Origin of the sequence: Sporomusa sp. (genome assembly GCF_035561155.1) — a bacterium.
Lineage (GTDB): Bacteria > Bacillota > Negativicutes > Sporomusales > Sporomusaceae > Sporomusa.
The window spans coordinates 24,111-48,078 of sequence record NZ_DATMYD010000045.1 but is presented as its reverse complement, the minus strand read 5'-3'; the positions used below and the strand labels follow the sequence as shown (position 1 = coordinate 48,078).

The window sequence follows — 23,968 nt, the reverse complement described above, 5'->3', positions numbered from 1 at the left end:
TTCAGACGTTTCTTATTACGCGGTAAGCAAAACGTCCGAGTCGAATTTTTATTTTTGGCGATGGGATACAACGTCAATAAACTGCATAGCAAGATACAACACAAAAGATGCGGTCATATGCTGCATGAAAAAGAGATAGCTTAGCACCAAAAAAGGCACAACAAATTGCTAGGGAAACTATCTCTTAGCTTTGTTATGCCCTTTTTTCATACCATTTCTTTTTATTCAGTCTTAATCCCATAAAGATCTTATTTTTTACTCACGAAAACAAGAAGGGGCTGCCTCTCATAGGTTAAAATAACCTATTTTGAGACACCCCCTTGAATTTTAATTTAACCCGAGTAAGGAGGCAAGGCGGGACCAGAGGGAAGGGGATTTCACTGGCTCCTGACCGGCGGTCGGTGCAGAGCCCAGGATGGCTTGCAGGTCGTCCTCAGGAGTTGTGATAAGCTGTAAATTAAAGTTATCCTGCAGTACTTTCAGTACGTTGGAAGACATAAAAGCCGGAGGAGTAGGGCCAATCCGGATATTCTTGATACCGAGGCTAAGGAGTGTCAGCAGGATTGCCACGGCTTTTTGCTCATACCAGGACAGGATGAGGGTAAGCGGTAGATCATTTACGCCACAGTTAAAGGCTTTGGACAAGGCCAGGGCAATCTGGATGCCTGAGTAGGAGTTGTTGCATTGTCCGAGGTCGAGTAACCGTGGGATACCGTCAATGTCACCAAGATCAAGATGATTAAAGCGGTATTTGCCGCAGGCTACGGTTAACACTACACAGTCCTTAGGGATTTGCTCCACAAGTTCGGTGTAGTAATTACGGCCAGCCTTGGCACCATCGCAGCCGCCAACCAGGAAGAAGCGTTTTATCTTGCCACTTTTTACTGCGGCAACGATTTTGTCAGCCAAGCCTAAAACAGCAGTGTGGTGGAAGCCGGTCATGAGACTGCCGCCTGTTTTTTCCTGCAGTGCAGGCAGGGACTTGGCTTTGGCAATCAGGGCGCTGAAATCCCGGTTGGTAATATGGGCACATCCCTCCATACCAACTACGCCGCTGGTAAATAGACGGTCGCGGTAAGCATCTTTGACTGGCATGATGCAGTTGGTAGTGACCAAAATAGCGCCAGGAAACTCAGTAAACTCTGTTTGCTGGTTTTGCCAGGCGGTACCATAGTTAGCCACCAGATGGGGGAATTTTTTTAATTCTGGGTAGGCATGGCTTGGCAGCATCTCGCTATGGGTGTAGACATTAATACCAGTGCCTTCAGTTTGTTTAAGTAGTTCATAGAGGTCAAGGATATCATGGCCGGTAATTAATATACCGGGGCCGGCCTTGGTACCTGTCGATACTTTGGTAGGAACCGGATTGCCGAAACGATCTGTATGAGCTTTATCCAGAAGCTCCATAACGCGGTAATTCATTTGACCGCATTTCATTACCATATCGATGTGGCGTTCTAAGTTAAAGTCAACATTTGTTAGAGTAAAGAACATTGCATCATGGACAAATGCGTCAACTTCTTCATCACGGGCGCCAAGCTCGCGGGCGTGGTAGGCATAGGCAGCAATGCCTTTAAGGCCAAAGGTCAGGATATCCTGCAAGCTTTGCAGATCTTCATTCTTACCGCACACACCTACTTTGGTACAACCGGTTCCGTTGGCGGTTTGCTCACATTGATGACAAAACATACTCATATCGTTAAGCCTCCATATCTATTATTCTGATATGTTCAGTATAAAGAAAAGAGGCTTAGATGAATGTGATATAAATCATACCAAACGATGAACCTTGTGGAAAAAATCAATTTTTTATTGAATAAGAGCCATTTTAATACCCATGGCAGTGAAACGTGTAAAAGCTCTGCAGAATGAGGTTTGATTTTGCAGGGCTTCTTACTATTTTACAGAATAAATCAATATTCTCATCTTTTAAGGAAAAAGATACTAAACTGACTATGTGAGGAGGAAAATAAATGTTTGAAACGCCTTTGGAATATCTGGCTAGATTTAGCCAAGTAATTGGCCGGGAGATCTGGATTAAGCGGGACGATTGTAACGGAGATATTCTAACCTCTGGGAATAAGCAAAGAAAGCTTTTAAATCTCTTAAAAGATGCTCAGCATCATGGTGCAAACGTAGTTCTAACATCTGGTGGCCCTCAGTCAAACCATGCTAGAGCAACGGCAGCACTAGCCATCAAATATGGGCTGAAGCCTGTTCTTATTTTGGGTGGGGAAGAACCTGCGATACCCACCGGCAATTACTTGTTGAATAGACTTATGAATGTAAAAATGATCTTCACCGGCGCAAAAACGCAAGAGGAAATGAATAATGCCTTACACCAACAAGCTGAGAAGCTCAAAAGTGAAGGGCATACACCTTACTGCATCCCAGTAGGTGGCTCAAACGGTATCGGATCTTCTGCCTATGTTGAAGCTTATAAGGAACTCAAAAGGCAAACCAAGGAAATCATATTTGACTGGCTGTTTGTTGCGGCTGGTTCAGGGGGGACCATGAGCGGACTGCTTATAGGTAAACATATGTTTAAAGATGCAACCCGGATAGTAGGTATTTCCCCGTGGCTACCAGAGGCGCAGATTAGAGATAAGGTAGAAAAATGTATTGAGGAAACGCTGGCTATCTCAGATACACGCGTAAAGGTCAGTAGAGAGGATATTCAAATCTCTGACGCTTATATTGGTGATGGTTATGGCATTCCCACTAAAGAAGGAGTTGCTGCCTTACAACTTCTAGCACAAACAGAGGCAATTCTTCTTGATTATTCGTATACATCTAAGACAATGGCCGGTTGCCTTCAGTACATCAACCAAGGAATTATTAAGCCATCAGAAAAAATACTCTTTTGGCATACAGGTGGAGCACCTAGTATTTTTACTCGTGGCATAGAATAGTCGGAATGGAGCACCGGTATTTTAGCTAGCCGACGTTTTCTGTGTTGACTAATTAGTGAAAATGGTATTTAATGTAATGTACTACTTCGTTTTTGTCTAATTTAGTCGACTGTATAAGCAAGAAATAGCTTCTTGTCTGTATCACTTGGTTATAAACATTTCGACATTGTCAAAAATCCGCTTCTGGGAGAACAATAGGATGTCAGATAACCGTACAGCATACAATGGGGACAACATGCCTATTTTAGTGACACGATGGGATTGTACAGGCCATGCCGTGAATATCCTATATAACGACTTGAATCTAGGCATGTTACCAAATGAATTCCTCGGAAAGAATTTCCGAGAATTGGGGTTAGAGCAGCAAATCTATGAAAAATGTCAACATTATTTCAATAGGGTCTTAGTAACCACGCAGAAAACGGCTTTTCAACTTCATAGCAGAATGAGGGATTATCAGGTTTCATTTCTGCCGGAATGTAACAGTGATGGTGAAATGGAAACAGTACTCGGAATAGTACGGGATATGACAGGAGAACAAAAAGCAAAAGGTGAACTGGACATTACTAACCGGAAATCACTAGAGATCGAGTTAAAAGAACGGACAGAGCAGTTGGAGAAGGTCAACGATTTGCTTACTGCCGGTTATACCAAGGTTAAGATGGCTGCGCAAATTGCCAAACTGGGGTATTTCGAATGGGATATTGCTAATGGTGAGATATACTGGTCAGATGAGCAGTATCGAAATTTTGGTTATAGCCCGCAGGAATTTATACCGACGAGAGCGTTTATTCGAAGCCGGATCCACCCGGACGATCGGGAAAGAGTATATACGACTGATAAAGTTTCGAGGAAGAGGCACGTCGAATCACAATTTAGAATCATCAGGCCAGATGGGTCTGTCGGCTGGTTATGTGCACGAAGCAAGTCAGTTATGGACGAACGAGGTTGTCTCGTGAAAATATGTGGAATTACCCAGGACATCACCGAACAAAGGCAGACTGAAGACCGTATACACAGAGTGGAAAAAGATTTGATTTTTACTAATCAACTATACAGCCGTAGTGCTTATCTAAATAAATTATTAGTCAATTCATATTCAGCAGAGTATATAACTAAGGCGCTTAATGAATTTGGTATTGAAACCAAAGCGGCGCATTGTTGTTTTGTGGTTCAATTGACAGATAAGTCGATATCTACCGCTGAGACACCTGACTATACTGTAAGTGCTAGAATAACGGGAAAACAAGCAGTATTAGTTTGGCTTGCAGAAAAAGAATTGGGTTGGATATGGAAGTTTAATGAGGATATTGTTCTGCTGATTACTCTTACGGACTCCAATATTGACAGTAAACAAAGTCAAATTGAATTCGCCAATCGACTGATTGGTGAAATAGCGACGATATTTCCCCATATTTGCGTAAAAATTGGTATTTCCGGTACCTCTAGTATTCCTATCGATTTTCGGGATATCTATGAAAAGGCGAACCGGGCGGCTGTTGTTGCTGCTTCTATTGATTGCTCACCGGCAGTTCACTGTGATGATATCGGAATTTATGAAGTGGCTTTTCAATTACTGCATGATAAAAATACCTGTGGGTTAGTTCAAAATACTATCGGCCGCCTTGCTGAATATGACCAGACTCGCGGGAGCAACTTACTATTCACTTTGGAGTTGATACTTGAAAATATGAGCTTGAAGGTGGTGTCGCAAAAGCTTTTTATACACCATAATACCGCCATTTGGCGTAAACGGCGGATCGAGTCATTTCTGGGAATGTCATTGGATAAAATGGAAACAAAGGTTTTGCTTATATTGTACTTAAAAATTTGGAAGTTACAAAAAGCGGAAACTGGCGAAAATAGGTGATTATTGTTGTATGGCAACAATAGTCACCTATTTTTTTTGTACTTTGCACCAATAGCGTTAGGTAAGAAAATATTGTAAAATTATTATGAATTTCAAATAGACGCTAGATTTTTTCCCGTCAATTGTAAAGCGACCTTACCATTAATGTGGACGGAAACAGGAGAAAATCTAAATAGGCGGGTTGTAACTCACTCGGAAGAATTAAAGTACCTAGCTTTGCGTAAGTTAGGTACTATTCTATTTGAACGGAGGATTAGATGTTTCTGAACCAATACTTATTAAGGGTAGAAGAACTTAAGCCAGGCATGGTAGTTGCGCAAGCGGTTGTTTCTGATACGGGTCAAGTTCTACTGGAACAGGGTGTATTTCTAACAGAAGAGTATATAGAGAATCTTAGCAACTGGCAAATAATAAATGTGAGCATAGTACTACCCTACAAAGGCCGCTCCTCAGAGTGGCGATTTTTTAGTATGTATAAAGACACCCTCGATTCAGTAGCGGAAACTTTTAAAAAAGTCAGGGCATTCAAGGAAGTGCCGATTGCAGAGTGCAAGGAATTAGTTGAAAACTACATTGAGCTTATCGTCAATATCGTAGGTGTTATAGATGATTTATATAATGTTAAGTCCCACAATGAGTACACATTTAAACACTCTCTCAATGTTGCAATAATTTCCGGAGTTCTTGGCAAATGGCTGGGCTTTAAAGGACAAAAGTTGAAAGACATTATATTAGCAGGGCTGTTGCACGATATTGGTAAAGCCTTGATTCCTGAAAACATACTTGATAAGCCGGGAAAGCTTACAGATGAAGAGATGGCAATCATTAGAACGCATCCTGCGCATGGCTATCATCTATTAGCCGACTGTTTTGAAATATCGGAAGAAGTCAAATTAGGAATATTGCAGCATCATGAACGGGAAGACGGCAGCGGTTACCCACTGGGCTCATCTCGTGGGGATATACATATTTACGCTAAAATTGTGGCTATTGCCGATATTTATGATGCAATGAGCACAGAGCGGGTGTACCGGCGGAAACTACTACCCTTTACCGTTGTCGAGATTATTCTTGAGCAAATGTATGATAAGCTTAATCCACAAATCTGTCTAACATTTCTGGCACACATTCGTAGATTCCTACTCGGGAGCTCAGTGTTGCTAAATGACGGAAGTAAGGCAAAAGTAGTGTTGCTGAATGAGCTGTTAAGGGTAAGACCAGTGGTACAGTTGGAAAGTGGCGATTTAATTGATCTTGAGGGAAACAGAAAACTTGAGGTTGTCGAGGTACTGGACGAAGTAAATACTGCATAATGCCTCGGAAAAAGTGATAATCGCTTAACACAAAAAAAATATTGGCAAACTTACCGAAAGGTAAGGACGCAAAGCCGTGGATCTAAAGGATGAATTATTCTATGATTGCCAGGTTGCTATTAAACTAACGGAAATATTTCGTCAGCATTGGCAATAGGCAGCTGATGATTTTTTTATTTGTAGGCACTTTTTGTTTATTATGAGTATCTGCAGTTTAACTCGATAATTTTGAATTGATATAGAATATTTACTGGGTAACCATAGCGAAAGTTAGGGACACAAAGCTATGGTCTACGGACAGCGTTGTCTCGCCACGCCGCCAAATAGCAGGATGCTAATTGTTTTCCTAAGGGCAGGCCATACCTGTCTCTTTTTTTTTACTTGGGTTGTGTTTGATGAAGTCACGCACCACACATTCTAGCAAAAGATGAAAAACTATATGATAAAGGGGTCACACTAACAATGAAAATAACAATCGGGAAAAAAATTATGGGCGGTTTTTTGCTTATCATTATCGTTAGCTTACTCATGAGCGCGTACACATACTACAAGCTCGGACAGCTAAATGTAGATTATCAAACTGCGAATACCCTCAATATGGAGAAAATCATTCTGGTAGAAGAATTGGCTCAAGATATTATAGATGAAGCGGCTACTGTAAGAAAATACAATATTTCCGGTGACCCTGCTGCTAAGGAAAGGTTCCGGCAGATAGAAAAGGAATCTACCAATAAAATCGAGAGAATGGAAGAAATATTTGTTACGGAAAAAGCAAGAATTTTGATAAAGGTGATTATGCAGGAAAAAACTCAATACGAGGATTTTGCTCAAAAAGCAATGCAGGCCAAAGATGCTAATGATCAGGAAAAATATCAGCTTTTACTACAGCAAGGGGTAAAACCTTATGAGAACACCCAGCGCAGCACTGAAGAGCTGGTGTCCATGATCAAGGTATTTGTCAAGAACGAACAAGACAAAATCAGTGCGCATGCCGAACACAACCAGATCGTGTTGCTGATCATTAATATCGTCATTGTTCTTCTTTCCATTGTGATTAGTATCAAGATCAGTGGCAGTATTTCCGGTATTGCCCAAGAGCTTGTAATTGAAGCCGCCAGCATTGCCGATGGCAGAATCACAGCAGAAAATATCGACATCAAGTCATCGGACGAAATGGGACAATTGGCAGCCGCCTTCAATAAAATGAAACAAAATATGCGTGCATTGATTCAAGATGTCTCAAGATCGGCTGAACAGGTTGCCGCCTCCTCGCAGCAATTAACGGCAAGTGCTAATCAGTCTGCCGAGGCGGGTAATCAGATCGCGACCTCCATTAGCGAAGTTACACTCAGTTCAGAGCAACAGATGAGCGCTTTAAACGAAACATCAACAGTAATACAAGCACTATCAGCCAGCGTTCAGCAGATAGCTGCCAATACCAACGAAATCAGTGAGAAATCAGTACGAGCCACAATTGAAGCAAATGAAGGCAATATGGCAGTGGACAATGCTATCAATCAAATGATGCAGATTGAACAAAATGTTACTGTATCCGCTGAAGTCGTCAGTATGCTTGGGGAGCGTTCCAAGGAAATTGGACAGATTATCGGTACTATTTCCGGCATCGCAGGCCAGACAAACCTTCTCGCCTTGAATGCCGCTATTGAAGCCGCCCGGGCTGGTGAACAAGGCAAAGGCTTTGCCGTGGTCGCTGAAGAAGTACGCAAATTAGCTGAGCAGTCTCAGGAAGCTGCTAAACAAATCGCCGATTTGATTGGTAAGATTCAGATTGATACTGACAAAGCGGTAAATATCATGGATGAGGGACCACGCTTAGTAAAAAGCGGATCAGAAAAAGTAAATACAGCAGGTCTCGCATTTAAGCAGATTACCAGTCTAATTACCGAAGTTTCCGAACAAATGAAACACATTTCCGCTGCTATTCAGCAAATGGCAAGCGGCAGTCAGCATATTGTATCGTCAGTAAATGAAATTGATGCCTCTAGCCGCAAAAACGTAGAAAGAACGCAGACCGTATCGGCGGCTACGGAGGAACAGTCAGCCTCGGTGCAAGAAATTGCGGCCTCCAGTCAAGCCCTGGCCAGTATGGCTGAGGAATTGCGGCAGGCTGTTGGTCAATTTCAAGTGTAATAGGCATGAATCCACGATACCCTACCTTGCTCGTATTCTCTTCCGCAGTGTGGCTCTAAATTTGACATAGTTTAATCAGTCTGTTAAAATTAACTATAATCATGATAATGATTATCAAATGACTTTGTTTAGCGTAAATGATGGTATGGAGTGTAATACATACCATACTGAAATACAATTCAAGGTAGGTACCAAAATGACACGTTTAGATCGTAATCGACTGTCACGCCAGCAGAATACCCGAAGAAAGCGTGGGGCTATTTTTATATTCAAAACCTTGGGTATCGTGATTTGTTTGGTTCTGTTGTCCCCATTTATTCAATCAGCCATTTCCGTACCGAGTACTTCTCAAGCACATTCTGGAGAGTTTAATGGCAAGAAAGTTCGTTTAGTGTGGGAAGCTATCCCGGATGCAGTAGCCTATCAACTTGTGTTCAGCAATAAGCGTGAGGGTATAAATGACGAGGGAAATCTCGAAAATAGGACTCTTTACAAGGAAATATATACTCCCGGAGTTGAATTAGACACATCGCTTCTTCCTAAGGGAGAGTCAGTTTGGTGGCAAGTAAGGGCGTTAAATTTGGACCGGGAGCCTATTTCCCGGTTTACTGATCCTAAGAAGTTGACAGAAGGTGAAGTTGACCCAGTATCACCATTTATTACCTCTCATTTAGATACTCTGGCTAGGCTTCCTTTATATCCTACATATGCTTGGATTCCAGTTTTGAATGCCGATTCTTATGAGGTTCAAATTTTTTCTGGAGAAGTTCAGCCTGGCAACCTTAAAAAGAGTTATGTAATTAAGGGGTCATCGTCATTTGACTGCTATGACACAGACGCTTTCACAGATGAGGGCATATATTGGTGGCGGGTCGCTGCTCTTGATGCCAAAGGGCGGCAAATAGGAGAATGGTCAGAGGCTCAACTGTTTACAGTTCAGCGAGAAGGAAATATTGTGGCTGCGTTAGGTGACAGCGTTACACATGGTGGTGGTGCGATCTCTAATCCCCCGAGTGATCCAGTTTATGACTGGACAAGTTATGCGGGTTTTCCGGTAAAAAACTTAGGCCGAAGTGGTGATACAACCGATGCTATCTATGCACGGTTTGATCAGGATGTACTGCCTTTTCATCCCAAAATACTTGTAATTATGGGTGGGATTAACGATATTCGCGGTGGAACTCCGGCGTCAGAAGTAATTAATCACTTAAGCCAAATTAGGGAAAAGTGCCAGGAAAATAAGATAATCCCTGTCTTTCTGACACTTACCCCGGTAAACCCTGCACTTATAAAACGTGCTTTTAACGAGGATACAAGCCCGGAGTGGCAGGGGGAGTGGCATAAAGTAAACGAATGGATAAAGGACCAAACCTACTATGTAGATATTGCGCCAATATTTATGAGTAGTGAGGGTGTTATGCCTGCCAAATATGCAACCGATGGATTGCATCCGGATAGCAAAGGAAAGGCCTTGATCGGAAAGGCAGTTGGCGATTTTCTTAGACAAACTTTTGGCGATGATATTAAAAAAAGCAAGCAGCCCTCTAGCTAATGGAGGACTGCTTGCTTTTTGCTAGTTGGTTACTGAAGGAGATGCTCTCTGGCAAAGCTAAGCCATAATTGGGCGGCGTGAGATAAATGACGCCCTTTTTTCCAAATGACAGATAACCTATGCCGTATCTGAGGACGTACCAGCGGAATCGCGGTAATAGCCTTAGAATCAAGTTCCAAGCACAACTTGCTGGATAGAAAAGCGATACCTAGATTGGCAACTACGGTTTGGACCATAAGGTCCCGCTGCGAGGTTTCGAATATAATCCGTGGCTGAAACCCAGCTATTTTGCAGTGACTGATGATTTCGTCATGCAGGCTGAAGTCATCACGATAAATGACAAATGATTCATTGGCGAGAGCGAGTAAATCAAGTTCATTATTGGTGCTTAGTGGATGATGTACATTAATGATGACGTTGAGTGGATCATTGGTGAGTGAAAAAAACTCGTGGACTGTGACGTCCGGGACGCTGCAAATGATGCCAAAGTCCAGAGTACCTTCTTGAATTGCCAGTTCAATTTTTTTGGACCCATATTCATATAGCTCAATATCAATCTGTGGATACTTATTTCTAAACTCACCAAGTAACTGGGCAAAGAGGGTCGCTTCGGTGATGGGTGGCAAGCCTATCACTATTTTTCCCTTTTCTAATTTAAATTCACTTTCAAACTCACTGGTTAGGTTATCAAACAAGAAGACTACTTGCTGAGCTTTTTCAAGAAAGATGATACCGGCATCTGTTAATTGAACTGATTTGGAGTTTCGGTTAAACAGGGCAACCCCTAACTCAACTTCCAAGTCTTTAACCATCTTACTAATCGCCGATTGCGATATATGGTTTATATTGGCTGCTTTGCTAAAATTTTTCTGACGCGCAACCTCCATAAAGTACTTAAGATGATGGATATCCACTGTGACACCTCCTTGCTATTAGTATACTATCTAATTTAGTTATAATGAATATCTAATCTATATATTTTACTTATAGTTTGTCTGTATGTAAAATGATAGTTAACAACAATTTATTTAATAAAGAAAGGTGGGAATAAGATGGCGATGAAACTGAAGGCGATTACTTGGCAATTGCTTGTGCTTTCTCTCATTTCATTTACGGGGGATAGAATAGTTCAGATGTTCCACCTGCCGCTGCCTGGCAGTGTCGTGGGGATGGCCATTTTATTCGCCTTATTAAGCTCTGGTATAGTCAAAGTATCGCAGCTTCAAGTGGTTACCGGTTTTTTACTCAAGCACATGGCGTTCTTTTTTGTCCCAATCACTGTGGGCCTGATGAATTACTGGGATTTCTTTTATTCGAATGGAATAGGACTGTTGGGTTCAATGGCAGTTAGTTTGTTGATAGCATTCCTGGTTTTTAGGGTGACTGCTCCGAAAGAGAAAAGGGGAGAATGAGAATGGAATATATAACTACCTTATCTATGATCATGCTGACCTTTGCGGCATACGTGTTTAGTCGTTTTCTGTTTATGCGTTATAATAACCCGTTATTGAATGTAGTTATTATAAGTTCCGCGATAATAGTGGCAGCTCTTTTCATACTTCACTTGCCGTATGCGGTATATCGGCCGGGAAAAGAAATTATGACAATTTTACTCGGTCCTACCACCGTGGCGTTGGCAGTTCCTTTATACAACAACCGGGCGATATTGAGAAAAAATCTGGTACCAGTGGTTTTTGGGGTATGTATAGCTTCCTCATTGACCTCAATTACCGCAATGAGTATTACCCAGATGCTTGGCATGCCAAGGGATATAGTCGTCTCTATCGGACCCAAATCAGTTACAGCACCGATAGCGGCACAGGTCGCAGAAGTAAATGGCGGAGATCCTGACTTGGCGATTGCCTTTGTGGTCGTGACAGGAGCGTTAGGGGCGATTGCCGGACCAACACTATTGACACTTCTGAAAATTACTAATCCAGTAATTCGGGGACTGGCAATGGGGACTACTTCACACGGGCAAGGAACTGCAACCGCCTTGATGGAAGGCGAACAGCAGGGACTGATGGCCGGAATTGGGATGACGTTGTCGGCTGTGATCACTTCAACCCTGTTTCCGATACTGGTTTCTGTCTTGTTGCATAGCTGAAATACATCTTCATTAAATCTTCACAATGGAGATGTATTATATTAATAGTAAGTGAAGGATAATTAAGAAGCAGCGGAGTGATGATGCATGATGTGGATTCTATTTTTACTTAATTTGTTCGTAATTATTTATGTTGTCAATCTAATTGCGATTATGAAGGCAACCGAGGATAATTAACATATAAAATCCGTTCCTTTGCGTTAATATGCAACACATTAACGCAAATTGGAACGGATTTTTGTTTACATGAATTTTGAGTACATGTGACGGCAATCGTTTTGAGTAACTAAGCGAGGAATGGCTTGTCCCAAAGTTATGAAAACCCTTCGCTTTTGGCGGATTTCATTTGCATGATCAGGATTGCTTAATTTATAATACTGTTAAAGAGAAAATGTCAAGCTTGTCGTATATTGTATCTATCTTTAAGATTCAGAATTTTTAGCCGTGCAGGAGAGAGATATCTGTATGAAATTTTTAGATTTAGTGAATATATCTGAGTTACAAAGACTGCTTGATGCTATGCATGCTGCAACAGGAATACCTTCTGCTCTCCTGGATTCTGATGCTGCTATCTTAACCGCTAGTGGTTGGCAAGATATATGTCAAAAGTTTCATCGTGTTTTTCCCGAAACTGAGGCAAGGTGCCGAGATAGCGATCAGCGAATATCCCGGCAACTATTTGATGGCAAGTTTGTGGGGTATCGATGTGAAAACGGTCTCAATGATTATGCTTGTCCCATTATTATAGAGGGCAAGCATTTAGCTTCTCTATTTGTAGGGCAGTTCTTTACAGAAGAACCAGACGAAGATTTTTTTCGAAACCAGGCACAGAGATTTGGTTTTAACGAGGATGAATATTTGGCCGCCTTGCGAAAGGTTCCGGTAATCCCTGAAGAGAGGGTATCTAATATAGTAGAGTTTTTTTCGCAACTTGCTTCTACGATTGCACACCTTGGTTATCAAGTCCTGCAGTCTAAGGTAGCAATGAACTTTAAAGACACTCTACTTGAGGCTATCCCCAATCCGGTTTTTTATAAAGATCGAAATGGAATATACCTTGGCTGTAATAAAGCCTTTGCTGAACTACTTGGTTTCTCTAAAGAAGAGATCATTGGCAAATCTGTAAGCGAAATTTCACCTTCTCATTTTGCAGACAAATATAATGAAATGGATGCGCGCGTATTTGATAATTCAAAAATTCAATCATACGAATACAAGGTGATAGATGCGGCAGGAGCGGAACGAAGTGTTATTTTTAATAAAGCCTTGTTTACTAATGTAGACGGTTCGATAGGTTTGGTAGGGATCATTCTTGACATCACAGCCCGTAAGCAAATAGAGGCCAAGCTTAAAGAAAGCGAAGAAAACTACCATTTATTATTTAACCATATGATCAACGGATTTATGTTCCTCCAGGCAGTCCCTATGGAAGACGGAATCATGCAGGACTTCATTATTCTTGATGTTAACGAAGGATATGAAGGTATTATTGGACAAACGAAAGAAGAAGTAATAAATAAAAAGATAACTGAGATTATACCATTCACGAAACATGAGAATCCGGAGTGGCTTTTTGTTTTAAACAAGGTTCTTAACACAGGAGAGGCTACTTTACTAGAGTATTATTCGAAACATTTTTCAAAGTGGCTGCGCCTTTCGATTTATAGCCCGAAAAAGGGATACTTAGCAATCGTGGTATCTGATATAACCCGGGAAAAGCGGAGCGAAGAGCAGATACAACAATATGCTTACCACGATCACCTAACAGGGTTGCCCAATCGACGACTACTAGACGATAGACTATCTGTTGCTCTTGCACAAGCGAAAAGAGAAAATGAGCTTATCGCGGTGATATTTTTAGATTTGGATAATTTTAAGCCTGTTAACGACACTTACGGACATGATGCGGGGGATGAACTGTTACAGCAGCTAGCGAACCGAATTATGAGCAGTGTGCGAGAAGGTGATACAGTTTCACGTGTCGGCGGGGACGAGTTTGTTCTCATTCTCCCCAAAATAAAAGCAAAGGCGGAAGCTGAACAGCTTGCTGTACGATTGTTGGAGGCTTGCAGAAAACCGTTTATTATAAGAAGAAATGAAGTATTTGTTTCAGCAAGTATAGGAGTAAGTATATTCCCTTATGACGGAATGGATATTTCAGAGCTTATTAGAACTGCGGACATTGCAATGTATCATTCAAAAAGAAAAGGGCGGAATCGGGTCTGCTTTGTGCATGAATGTGTATAAATTATATATTTTTGGAAGATGGAAAATACTGATACGCGGTGAACTAACAAGACACGTTAGTTTACCGCGTTTACTTTATTAGGAGATAAACAAGTATAAAATAGTCGAAAAGATAAGAAAGATTACCCTCATAGAGTAAGTCAGCTTCGAACCTGTGGAGGTGGCAGTGTCCCTAAAAATAGTATTCGAAGGCGATTGGCGTTGAAGGAGTTTCAGACTTATAAGCGAAACTGTATTGTTTTGGATCATAAATCATTAATTGAGGAGTTGCTACGAGCCCTCATGCGTAAATCATGATGCGATAGGCAGGTAATTTCCTATGAAGTTATTAATAGTTGATGACGATAAAATTATTCGGATGATACTCTCTTCCATGGTCCAGGATTGGGGCTATGAAGTAATGCTGGCGGCAGATGCCTCAGAGGCATGGAATACCCTGTTTGCTGCTGATGAGCCGGTAATTGTCCTTATGGATTGGATTATGCCTGATATAGATGGCATTGAACTGTGTAAAAAGATAAAGCAGGCCAAAAACGAAGGGGATACCTATGTCATTATGCTGACTGCTAAAAATGACATAGAAGATATGGTGGCTGGCTTTGCAGCCGGAGCAGACGATTTTTTGAGTAAGCCGGTAGATGTGAGGGAGCTGGGAAGCCGCCTGTCCGTAGGCAGCCGGGTTCTAAAGTATCAGCATACGCTAATGCAACGGAACGCGGAACTACAGGCTACGAAGCATGTTATGGAAAACATTATGTGGGAGCTGAAAGAGGCCAACGAGAAGCTGCGTGCACTCACACTGATTGATGGACTTACTGGCATCGCCAACCGTCGAAGCTTGGAAGAATTCATTGATAAAGAATGGCGGTTTGCAATGCGGGAGCAAATCTCGCTTACGATCATGATGTTGGACGTTGACTTTTTCAAGTTTTATAATGACACATACGGACACCAGATGGGTGATCTATGCCTGCAAAAGGTAGCCGGTGTTCTTGCCGAATATATAAAACCAAGCGGAGATTTAGCGGCGCGATATGGCGGGGAAGAATTTGCTGTAGTGTTAAGAAACACAGATGTAGCTGAGGCCAAGATGTTTGCCGAAAAAATTCGAATTGCAGTAGAGAGTCTTGAAATTGCCCACTCAGCCTCACCTGTTGCTAAGCACGTTACAGTCAGTTTGGGGGTTTCTACTATGATTCCTCAGCCAGGAGATATATACGGAAAACTGCTTGACTCTGCGGATAAAGCACTTTATCAGGCGAAAAATGAAGGGCGAAACCGCTGGGTTTATATTAGTGGATATGCAGGGAGAGGTGTCATGTGTGCTGGATTATGAGGCTCTTTTAGGAGAATTTGTTAATGAAGGCATGGCCCATGTTCAAAAAATAGAAAAAGGCCTGCTAGATGCAGAAAGAGGTCTCCAGGACACGGAGCAAATTAACGCTATATTTCGATCAGCTCATAGCATCAAAGGTACCGCCGGTTTTTTTGGACTGCAAAAGATGGTGGAATTATCACATGCCATGGAAGCATTGCTGGCAACTATTCGTAATACTAGGAAAAGCATGGATACTGTGATGATTGATGCACTGCTTTCTGCAACAGATAAATTGAAAGAAATGCTTGAGAATGTTAAGGATAGTGAGAGTGCTGACATAGATGCACATGTCGCTCAGCTAACAGACTCTTTACGTAACGAACAACGCCCGGTTTTGCCTTCAGGGAGCAAACTCGCCGGATGCGAAAAGTGTGTTCTTAGCGAAATACCTGATACTTACAAAGAAACGATACGCGATGCGAAAAAACGGGGACAGAAAGTATATCGATTGGTAATTAACCTTCAGGATTGTTCAGAAGAAAATAATGCGCGACCAGATCTCATCAGCAAGATTAGGTCTATAGGCAATGTTATATGTTGTGACGAAGACCGCAATGAAGTAGCTTGTTTGTTCACAACTGTACTGGAACCTGACCTTGTGGATTTAGCTCTTGATGTGTGTGAAGCCGATATTCAGCAAATCAGCGATGCCGCCCAGCAAACTGAGGCATTCGATATTTTTACGAATCCATCAGTAAGCCGATGCTCCCTGGAAGCAACACCTCAGCCAGCGAATGTCGAAAACGGTGTTATACTCACTTCTGTGGGAACTGACAAAAAAGAAGATGAGCGGATTCGTGTAGATGTAGCGCTGCTTGACAGCCTAGTTAACCTGGGCAGCGAGATTGTATTGGGAAGAAATCAGCTTTTTCGGCGTCTGGAAAAATATGCTGCTACAATACCCGGGTTAACCGCTTCGCTGCAGCATATTGACCGTTTAACAACCGAACTGCAAGAGAAGATAATGCGCACTAGGATGCAGCCGGTGGCTAACGTTTTTGATAAGCTGCCGCGTCTCGTAAGGGATTTAGGAAAAAGTACAGGCAAAAATGTTCAGCTACTTATGGAAGGTAAAGACATCGAACTGGATAAGTCCATCATAGAGGCACTGGCAGACCCCCTGGTTCACCTAATTCGTAATGCAGTGGATCATGGGGTTGAGCCATTGGAGGAACGGAAAAATACCGGGAAATCACTGACCGCGCTCATTAGTGTTAAGGCTCACCGGGAAGGTGGGCGTGCTGTTATCTCTGTCTCAGACGACGGAGCCGGGGTCAATCTGGAAAGAGTGGCAAAGAAAGCTCTTCAGCAAAACATTTTAACTCAGGGGCAATTGGCACTCATGGGAGAGCAGGAGCGGCTTAACCTACTGTTTCATCCTGGATTTTCAACATCTAAACAGATTACAGATATTTCCGGACGCGGTGTGGGCTTAGATATTGCAAAATCCAATATTGAAAAACTAGGGGGAAATATTGAGGTCGGCAGCGTTTGGGGTAAGGGAACTACGTTCCGCCTAAGACTGCCTCTCACCTTGGTGGTAGTGCCTTCACTCATTGTCGAGGCAGCAAATCAGCAATTTGTTTTACCCCAAGTCAATCTACGGGAGATTGTGCGCATAATACCTGGTGATAAAATACAAAAAATCGAATATATCAACGGCTACCGTGTTTTAAACCTGAGGGGGGAGTTACTGCCTATCGTCAATTTGGCTGAAAGTCTTGGAAGAACTACGTGCAATATTGTAGAGTGCAATATAACCAGGGTTTTAATTGTGAGAAGTGAGGATAAGGTATTTGGGTTGACAGTTGACAGGATTTATGACCGGGAAGATGTACTGGTAAAACCTGTGCCAAGGTATATAAAGGAATGCAAGGTTTATTCAGGTGTGACCATCTTAGGTGACGGCAAAGTCGCTATGGTATTAGACCCGGATAGCCTTGCCCCAGCACCTGTTTCAATGGTTGCAGAGCGGCAAAATGAAAAATCAACGTACAGTGGAAAAAATAGTAGCACTACTATGGCTGAGCAACAGGAATTCCTGTTATTTAAATGTTCCGGGCCTGAGAACTTTGGCATTAATCTCCCCTTGGTAGCAAGGGTGGATGAGATTGAACCAGGCCAAGTCCAATTAATCGGTGACAAGGAATATGTCAATTATGAGGGAACAATTTTAAGAATTATAAGGCCCGAAGATTACCTTCCGGTCAAAAAGCTGACATCGAGGCGCAGCAAGCTATGCCTAATAATACCCAAACTAGTTAAGTACCCAATAGGAATTGTTGTTGAGAAAATCCAGGATACCGTTCAGATAGCGATAGATGTTAATGAAGAAGATATCAAGGCCAAGGGCTTATGGGGATCAGCCGTAATCAATGATAAAATCGTATTGATTGTAAATCTTTACGGACTGATGGAACTGGCTGATCCTGAGCGTTACTCCGCAGAGCAGGATACAAGTCAACTTAGCAGACGGCATACAGTACTTCTCGTCGAAGATACTGCATTTTTTGCCAGTGTAGTGCGCCAATACCTTGAAGGGTCAGGTTACCATGTATTACTGGCAGGTAACGGCGAAGAGGCACTTAATTTGATTGGTCAGCATGCTGTAGATGTTGTGGTTAGCGATATAAATATGCCGGTAATGGATGGAGTGGAACTGGTGAAGGCAATTCGCGGCAGTAAAAATACAATTTCACTGCCTGTGATTGCGCTCACTTCCCTTGCCAATGAAAGGCTGGAACGGGAAGGCCTGGAAGCTGGTTTTAATGACTATGAACTTAAGCTTGACAAAACCAACTTGCTAAAGAAAGTCGCTTTAGCTCTTAGTGAACGGGAAGGGAGGCTGGCATGAACGGCAAAGTGTTGACTTTTTATCTGTGTGGGATCTTATGCGGTATTGACGTCATCCGTGCTAAAGAGATGAATCGAAATGTTGAGTATACGCCAGTTCCGGGGGCCTCGAACGAAATCGCGGGACTAATGAATTTGAGAGGTCAAATCATTACCCTATTTGATATTACCACAATACTGGGTTTTTCGCGGATGGACAAGCGCCGGGAGATGAATTGCATCATCCTGAAAGCCAGGCCTCATGATTCTGACCAAGCCGGCTTTTTTATCGACAAGACGGGTGATGTAATTGAAGTGACCGCAGATATGTGCGAAGCGCTTCCGGCTAATTTGGGAAATATCGAAAGACGTCTCATACGCGAGGTGGTCAAGCTCGAAGACAATATTTTATTAGTACTCGATCTTGACAAAATCTTTGGGACATGAACAAGTGGCAGTATTGTATGCCCAGCAAAAATATTTTCCCATTATTGAAAGGAGCGAGTATCCGTGAAATGGTTTCGTAATTGTAAAATCGGCGTTAAGCTCACGATTGCTTTTTTTGTACTAGTGCTAATTACCGGCATAACAGGCGTTGTTGGGGTCAGACAGATACAGCAAATGGAAAAGCTGGATGCGGAACTCTATGAGAATAATACAGTTTCTCTCGGTGATATCGGTGCGGCCGGGGTGGATTTTCAACGTATAAGAGTAAACCTTGGTCAGCTTATTCTAGCTGAGAGTAAAGAACAGCGGCAGCAATATGCAAAAATCGTGGTGGATTTAAATGTAGAGTTGGAACAGGACCTGGACCAATTCGGAAAGACTATTCGTTCTGAAGAGATTCGCCGCGAATTCTACCAGTTGAAAGCAATTAAGGCGAAATGGGATGTTGAGCGTGAGGAGCTTGTGCGACTGGTTTTATCAGGAGAGGGTGAGAAAGCTAAGGCTCTACATGTGGGAGCCGGTAATGCTTCTTCATTGGAGATCAACGGACGAATCGACAAATTGACAGAGCTTATAACGGTAGATGCCAAACGGAAAGCAGATACTAACGTCGAGCTGGCGAAAGACGCCGTAAGAGAAATGCTTGTTTTGTTGTTGGTGAGCATATTGATTGCTACAGCTTTGGCCTGGTTTATTACGCGTCAAATTACGCAACCGGTCCACCGTCTTAGAACGCTAATGGCAGAAGTAGAGAAAGGGGACCTGACTGTTCAAGGGCAGGTCTGTTCCAAAGATGAGATCGGCCAGCTTGTAAACTCATTTAATCAATTGATTGGGACCATTCGTACTATTAACATAGAGATACAAGATACAACGATAGTTTTAAATAACTCTTCAGCCAGCTTGCTTGCAATCTCAGAAGTTGTTGCGACTAATAGTGAAGAGACGAGTGCTATTACCTCGGCAGCTAGTTGGGCCGTAGGGGATGTTGCTGCAGGCGTTAGGAACACTGCAGAGGCCATTGGGGAAACCAGCAGCAATATCTATACTATTTCTGCCGCAACAGAAGAAATATCAACGACTATACAGAGCTTAGCGTCTGCTTCGGAGCAAGCCTCAGTGGGTCTCTCGCAGGTGAATGGTCTAATGGAACAAGTCTCTGGCAGTATTCAGGTCGTATCGCATTCGGCTAAAGATGTGTCCGGTTCAGTATCTGACGTGGCAGCAGCTATCAAGGAGATCAACATTTCCCTTAATGAAATCAGCAGAAACTGCGAAAGTTCGATTCATGTGGCTGAGGATGCGCAGGTCAGGGCTAGAGAGACTACTGTGATTATCACCAATCTGAACGGATTATCCAAACAAATCGGCAAGATTGTCAATCTTATTAATGACATTGCCGACCAGACGAATATGCTGGCCCTGAATGCAGCAATTGAAGCGGCAGGCGCGGGAGAAGCAGGCAGGGGGTTTGCTGTTGTCGCTAATGAGGTGAAAGAGTTAGCTAGAAAGACCGCAGGCGCGACAGACGACATCTCCATGCAAATTGAAACAATGCAGACAGAAATGGCTAACGGTGTTCAGGCTATGGAGCGGATAACTCAGGTAATCAGCGAAATTAACCAGAAGAGCGGTAATATAGCGGCGGCAGTAACGGAACAGTCTGCAGTAGTGGGGGAAATCTCCACAGCTGTCATTAAGGCTTCAGAGAAGGTAAACTTAATAACCGGTGAAATAGAGGATATTGCAGATAAATCCCAGTCTATAGCCAGCAGTACTACGGAAACATATGAGGGTGTTTGTACTATTGCGCGGTCAGTGCATGAACTTGCCTTAACTGCCGGTGAGGTGGCCAAGAACACCGACAGAGCATCTGGGCGAATGGGTGAAGTTGCGAAGACTTCTCAGGCTGTTGCCGAAAAAGTAGAGGAGATCTCAAATAGTATCAGCGAAATCAGCAAAGCGTCCAATGACACGGCCGCAAAAGGAACGGTGGCAAGCCAGTCGGCGGATGATCTTGTGGAAGTGGCTGCAAAGCTGGAAGGTTTGTCAAAACAGTTTAAAATATAGTTCTTTCATTAATGTACGCAATTGCAGCCTTTGATTGGTGGTAACCATATGGAACAAAAATTAAGTGTGTTGGTAGTTAATGATCGCGCTGTTTATCGTAAGATACTGTCTGAAGCGGTAGATAGTACCGGTTTGGCGGTTACGAGGGAAACCGCATCAAATGGGGAAATAGCGTTAGAGCGTCTTAAGCAGAATAGCTTTGATATTATTCTTCTGGATGTACTCATGCCAGGGCTGCAAGGCTTAGAAACGTTAGCTGAGATCAGACATCGATATCCGGAGATCAATGTTATCATGGTCAGCGGTGGGGGCGACGAAGGTGCCGCTATTACGCTGAAAGCGTTACAACTAGGCGCATTGGACTTTGTAGTTAAACCTGATACAGTTACCCCGGACAACATTGATGTTTTACAAAAGCGCGTACATACTCTTTTTATGGAGTGCAAACTAAACTGCCTCAGCAAGCGTAAGGCTCCCGGTTCGCAAGAGCGGGCAGCTGAAGCTAAATCTAAGCAGTTACAATCAACAATTGTCCAACGAAGACTGCGGGAGATTAAGCCGTTAAATTCCTTTAAAGGCCCTGTGGAATTAATTGTTATTGCTGCTTCTACAGGCGGGCCTGCAGCCCTTGAACAAGTGTTGAGCGGTCTCCCCGCGTCTTTGCAAATACCGGTATTGGTTGTTCAGCATATGCCGCGAGGGTTTACACAGATTATGGCGCAAACACTGAATAAAAAATGCCTATTGCCTGTAGTTGAGGCGGCGGACGGCCAGTCCCTGGCAAGTGGGGGAGTTTTTATTGCCCCAGGGGGAGTAAACATGTCGCTACAGGTCGGCTCTGATAGGAGAGTTCAGATTAAACTAGATAAAACGCCACCTGTTCATGGCGTTCGCCCTGCTGCAGATGTGCTGTTTAAGTCGGTTGCCCAAGCCTGCAAAACGGTCAGTGTGCTCGCCATAATACTAACAGGCATGGGCTGTGACGGACGGGAGGGCGTTCGGGTTATGAAAGAAGAATGCAAGTGTTATTGTATTGTTCAAAGTGAGCGCACTTGTGTGGTGTATGGAATGCCTCATTGTGTCGCCGAGGCGGGCTTAGCTGATGAAACGGTTGATCTCATTCACATTTCCGACCGTATTATGCAGATTGTTTTAGACGGAGGGGGATTACTATAAATTCTAATCTGTCTCCAGCGGAATTCGCTTTATTCCAGGAGTATATAAAGGAACAGTGCGGTATCGATTTCAATGAAGAAAAATCCTACTTAATCGAAAGCCGGCTTTCCAAATTTTTAATTAAGTTTGGATTAACCAACTTTGAAGAGCTATATCGGATGCTTAATAAGCAAAAAGACGTAGGTCTGGCTGAGGAAATAATTGATGCTATAACTACGAATGAAACACTTTGGTTCAGGGACAAAACGCCGTGGATGATTTTAGAAGAAGTACTATTGCCTGCCTACATCGATGAGATTAGGAAAGGTCAACGTTCCAAGGTAAGAATATGGAGCGCGGCGTGCTCCACAGGACAGGAACCATATTCTATAGCCATGTGTATTGATAGCTATCTTAAGCGTTTTCGGGTGCAGGATGTTACCTTATCCCAGTTTGAAATACTAGCCACTGATATTTCGACAACTGTCCTAAAACTTGCCCGAATGGGGAAATATGACTCAATCTCGATGGCGAGAGGACTGGAAAGCGAATACCGGGATACCTACTTCCGGCAAGAGGGTAGGATTTGGAAGCTTGCAGACACTATTAAAGACGCAGTGGTATTTCGCCAGTTTAATCTTCAAAATAGCTTCATTGGCTTAGGGAATTTTGACACTGTATTTTGCCGGTATGTTACAATTTATTTTTCCGAGCAGTTTAAAAAAGTGGTTTTCTCAAAAATTGCCAACGCTCTAACAGAACAAGGAGTACTCTTCATTGGGAATTCAGAGATATTTTTTGACTATAAAGAAAACTACGAAATGACGCAGTACAAAAACGGTGCCTTTTTTAGGGTGAGGGGTGACTCTTAATGAAAATTTTATCGGTCGATGATTCGGCAATCATCAGGAAGATTATCTGTAGTGGCGTAGAGCTTCTGGATTACGGATTTATAGAAGCCGAGGATGGTCTGGAGGCGCTTAATTTACTGGCAAAGGAAAATGCAACTGATATCGGCTTAATCCTTCTGGACTGGAACATGCCGGGTATGGATGGTTTCGAATTTTTACAAAAAATAAAAAGTGATGCTTCATTAAGACATATTCCTGTTATGATGGTTACAACCGAAAGTGAGAAGGCCTGTATCATCCAGGCGATACAGGCAGGTGCCATAAATTACCTGGTTAAACCATTTTCCATCGAGGAATTGATGAAAAAAATACTAGAATGTACCGGGGAAGGGATATAGACATGGAACTAGCCACAAATGATTTTCTGCAGAAATGCCTCTCCCGGGCCGTTGTCGAAGTTATTGGCACAATAGCGGGCCTTGATTTTTCCCGGAATCCGGAAACTACTCAGAAACAGCATGTTAATTCAGGCGGACTGACCGGGGCTATGTTGGTTCACGGTGAAAGAAATGCGATGCTTTCCATTACCATGTCTAAGGAAGATGCAGCCGCTATCGTATCCGCTATGACTGGAGTAAATCAGTTAGGGCTGTCGGATGCAGATTTATACGATGGGGTTGCGGAAATGGCAAATATGGTTGCCGGCAGGGCAAAGGCTTTATTGTCTGGAACCGGGTATCACTATACTATTACTGCTCCTTTTACTATAGTCGGCGAAAACCATTTTATAGTATATAAGAAGCAGGCGTCACAAGTCTCTATGAGCTTTACTGCCGGTGAAATGATAATCCAATTAGGGTTGGCTTATGTATAACAGAAAGAATATGAAAAAGCACGATTGAGCTGCTCCGGCAGTTCAATCGTGCTTTTTCATATTCTAAGTAGTTGGCGGTTCTGGCTTATCTTCTTACCTGAAGTTTAAATGCTCAGTATTTTGAAAGTCTGTATGAATGCCTGGATAGCTTGGAATTATATGAGAAGTAAGTCTTCCAGATCTCAAGGTAGACGAGGGCGGAAATCGTA

18 protein-coding genes and 2 riboswitches are annotated in these 23,968 nt (G+C 42.8%); of the genes, 16 read left to right on the top strand and 2 right to left on the bottom strand.

Annotated features, from left to right (window positions below; translation table 11 throughout):
* Positions 1-327: 327 nt before the first annotated feature.
* Positions 328-1,695: a hydroxylamine reductase gene (hcp, locus tag VN447_RS05855; RefSeq protein WP_325523774.1), complete on the bottom strand. Its 1,368-nt coding sequence runs from the start codon at positions 1,693-1,695 to the stop codon at positions 328-330.
* A gap of 278 nt (positions 1,696-1,973) precedes the next feature.
* On the opposite strand from hcp, the gene VN447_RS05850 reads away from it, so the two are divergent.
* From VN447_RS05850 to VN447_RS05830, 5 genes are all read left to right on the top strand, one after another.
* Complete coding sequence (locus tag VN447_RS05850; protein WP_325523773.1) at positions 1,974-2,912, top strand: D-cysteine desulfhydrase family protein; 939 nt, start codon at positions 1,974-1,976, stop codon at positions 2,910-2,912.
* A 199-nt stretch (positions 2,913-3,111) separates the two neighbouring features.
* A complete protein-coding gene (locus VN447_RS05845; RefSeq protein WP_325523771.1) occupies positions 3,112-4,782 on the top strand; it encodes a PAS domain-containing protein in 1,671 nt (556 codons plus the stop codon).
* 257 nt (positions 4,783-5,039) lie between these two features.
* A complete protein-coding gene (locus VN447_RS05840) occupies positions 5,040-6,095 on the top strand; it encodes an HD-GYP domain-containing protein (RefSeq protein ID WP_325523768.1) in 1,056 nt (351 codons plus the stop codon).
* 33 nt (positions 6,096-6,128) lie between these two features.
* Positions 6,129-6,216: riboswitch (cyclic di-GMP riboswitch) on the top strand.
* Positions 6,217-6,338: 122 nt separating this feature from the next.
* A riboswitch (cyclic di-GMP riboswitch) is annotated at positions 6,339-6,419 on the top strand.
* Between the two features lie 138 nt (positions 6,420-6,557).
* Complete coding sequence (locus tag VN447_RS05835; protein ID WP_325523766.1) at positions 6,558-8,246, top strand: methyl-accepting chemotaxis protein; 1,689 nt, start codon at positions 6,558-6,560, stop codon at positions 8,244-8,246.
* A gap of 196 nt (positions 8,247-8,442) precedes the next feature.
* Positions 8,443-9,798, top strand: a complete 1,356-nt coding sequence (locus VN447_RS05830; RefSeq protein WP_325523764.1) for an SGNH/GDSL hydrolase family protein — start codon at positions 8,443-8,445, stop codon at positions 9,796-9,798.
* Positions 9,799-9,827: 29 nt separating this feature from the next.
* Here VN447_RS05830 and VN447_RS05825 read toward each other — a convergent pair whose 3' ends face one another.
* Positions 9,828-10,712, bottom strand: coding sequence for a LysR family transcriptional regulator (locus VN447_RS05825; RefSeq protein ID WP_325523762.1), 885 nt, complete (start codon positions 10,710-10,712; stop codon positions 9,828-9,830).
* Between the two features lie 138 nt (positions 10,713-10,850).
* Between VN447_RS05825 and VN447_RS05820 the strand changes: the two genes are divergently transcribed.
* From VN447_RS05820 to VN447_RS05770, 11 genes are all read left to right on the top strand, one after another.
* Positions 10,851-11,210: a CidA/LrgA family protein gene (locus tag VN447_RS05820; RefSeq protein WP_325523760.1), complete on the top strand. Its 360-nt coding sequence runs from the start codon at positions 10,851-10,853 to the stop codon at positions 11,208-11,210.
* Between the two features lie 2 nt (positions 11,211-11,212).
* Complete coding sequence (locus VN447_RS05815; RefSeq protein WP_325523758.1) at positions 11,213-11,905, top strand: LrgB family protein; 693 nt, start codon at positions 11,213-11,215, stop codon at positions 11,903-11,905.
* A gap of 465 nt (positions 11,906-12,370) precedes the next feature.
* Positions 12,371-14,152, top strand: coding sequence for a PocR ligand-binding domain-containing protein (locus tag VN447_RS05810; protein WP_325523756.1), 1,782 nt, complete (start codon positions 12,371-12,373; stop codon positions 14,150-14,152).
* A gap of 319 nt (positions 14,153-14,471) precedes the next feature.
* Complete coding sequence (locus VN447_RS05805; RefSeq protein WP_325523754.1) at positions 14,472-15,488, top strand: GGDEF domain-containing response regulator; 1,017 nt, start codon at positions 14,472-14,474, stop codon at positions 15,486-15,488.
* Positions 15,475-18,384, top strand: coding sequence for a hybrid sensor histidine kinase/response regulator (locus VN447_RS05800; RefSeq protein WP_325523752.1), 2,910 nt, complete (start codon positions 15,475-15,477; stop codon positions 18,382-18,384). The genes VN447_RS05805 and VN447_RS05800 overlap by 14 nt, the downstream gene beginning before the upstream one ends.
* Entirely contained in the window at positions 18,381-18,809 is a 429-nt protein-coding gene (locus VN447_RS05795) for a chemotaxis protein CheW (RefSeq protein ID WP_325523750.1), read from the top strand. The genes VN447_RS05800 and VN447_RS05795 overlap by 4 nt, the downstream gene beginning before the upstream one ends.
* Positions 18,810-18,872: 63 nt before the next feature.
* Entirely contained in the window at positions 18,873-20,879 is a 2,007-nt protein-coding gene (locus VN447_RS05790; RefSeq protein ID WP_325523748.1) for a methyl-accepting chemotaxis protein, read from the top strand.
* A 48-nt stretch (positions 20,880-20,927) separates the two neighbouring features.
* On the top strand, positions 20,928-22,055 hold the full coding sequence (cheB, locus tag VN447_RS05785; protein ID WP_325523746.1) for a chemotaxis-specific protein-glutamate methyltransferase CheB: 1,128 nt from the start codon (positions 20,928-20,930) through the stop codon (positions 22,053-22,055).
* Positions 22,046-22,906: a protein-glutamate O-methyltransferase CheR gene (locus tag VN447_RS05780; RefSeq protein ID WP_325523778.1), complete on the top strand. Its 861-nt coding sequence runs from the start codon at positions 22,046-22,048 to the stop codon at positions 22,904-22,906. Before cheB ends, VN447_RS05780 begins: the two co-directional genes overlap by 10 nt.
* On the top strand, positions 22,906-23,283 hold the full coding sequence (locus VN447_RS05775; protein WP_325523744.1) for a response regulator: 378 nt from the start codon (positions 22,906-22,908) through the stop codon (positions 23,281-23,283). The genes VN447_RS05780 and VN447_RS05775 overlap by 1 nt, the downstream gene beginning before the upstream one ends.
* Before the next feature lie 2 nt (positions 23,284-23,285).
* Complete coding sequence (locus VN447_RS05770; protein WP_325523742.1) at positions 23,286-23,759, top strand: chemotaxis protein CheX; 474 nt, start codon at positions 23,286-23,288, stop codon at positions 23,757-23,759.
* The last annotated feature ends 209 nt before the right edge of the window (positions 23,760-23,968 follow it).